This window comes from Nocardia abscessus, assembly GCF_015477775.1.
In the GTDB taxonomy this organism is placed as follows: domain Bacteria; phylum Actinomycetota; class Actinomycetes; order Mycobacteriales; family Mycobacteriaceae; genus Nocardia; species Nocardia abscessus_A.
Map to the genome: position 1 here is coordinate 1 of NZ_JADLQO010000055.1, position 1,490 is coordinate 1,490.

At 66.8% G+C, this 1,490-nt stretch carries 1 protein-coding gene; it reads right to left on the reverse strand.

The genetic code is table 11. The features are described 5' to 3' along the window. Positions 1-1,490 (reverse strand): condensation domain-containing protein (locus IU450_RS39225; protein WP_416382949.1); only part of this gene is annotated, 1,490 nt, incomplete at both ends.

Below are 1,490 nucleotides of genomic sequence, written 5' to 3' on the forward strand. Positions count from 1 at the left end.
AATCCACCGCCGACACCGACAGTCCCGGCAACTCCAGTTCGGTACGCGCCAAATTCTGGAAGGTCAACATCACCTGGAACAACGGATGCCGCGCCGGCGAACGCACCGGATCCAGCAACTCCACCAACCGCTCGAACGGCACATCCGCATGCCCGAACGCCGCCACATCCACCGACCGCACCTGCCCCAGCAACCGGTCGAACCCCACCCCGGCATCGATCTCGGTCCGCAACACCAACGTGTTGACGAACATCCCGATCAGATCATCGAGTTCCGCCTCACCACGCCCGGCCACCGCAGTACCCACCGCGACATCCCGACTACCCGACAACCGCGCCAACAACACCGCCAACGCCGCATGCACCACCATGAACATCGTCGCGTTATGCGCCGCGGCAACCCGGCTCAACCCCGCATGCACCCGCGCATCCACCTCGAACGCCAACGTCGCACCCCGATGCGACGCCACCGCCGGACGCGCCCGATCCGCCGGCAACTCCAACTGCTCGGGCAACCCCGCCAACTCCGCGCGCCAGAACCCGATCTGCTGAGCCAGCAACGACTCCGGATCATCCTCCGAACCCAAAATCTCCCGCTGCCACAACGCGAAATCCGCGTACTGCACCACCAACGGCGCCCACCCCGGCCCACCGCCACGCGTGCGCTCCACATACGCACTCATCAAATCCCGCGTCAACGGCCCCATCGAAAAACCATCCCCCGCGATGTGATGCACCACGCACACCAGCACATGCTCCACATCGCTCAACGCGATCAACCGCACCCGCACCGGCGGCGCCGCCGTCACATCGAAACCCTCACCCACCGCGGCAGCCACCAACGCCGCCACCTCCGACTCATCCGCCGCCCGCACCATCACATCCGGCACCGCCCGCGCATCCCCCACCGGCAACACCACCTGAAAACCCTCACCATCCACATCCGGATACACCGTGCGCAACACCTCGTGCCGCTCCACCAAATCCCCCACCGCCGCACGCAACGCCGCCACATCCAACCGCCCCGACAACCGCACCGCGACCGGAATATTGTTCACCGCACTACCCGGATCGAACCGGTTCAAAAACCACATCCGCTGCTGCGCATACGACAACGGCACCCGCTCCGGACGCGACCCCGCCGACAACGCCCGACCCGCCGCCGACCCCGCATGCGCCTCCACCCGCGCCGCCAACCCCGCCACCGACGACACCTCGAACAACAACTGCACCGGCACCCGCACACCCAACGCCGCACCCACCCGCGCCGCCGCCTGCGCCGCCAACAACGAATTCCCACCCAACTCGAAGAAATCATCATCAGCCCCCACACGCCCGTCCTCCTCGGGCACCAACAACGCCGCGAACACCCCCGCCACAATCTCCTCCACCGGAGTCGACGGCACACGAAACGCCCGCGCCGCGAACACCGGCTCCGGCAACGCCGCACGATCCAACTTCCCCACCGGCGTCAACGGGATCTCATCCAGC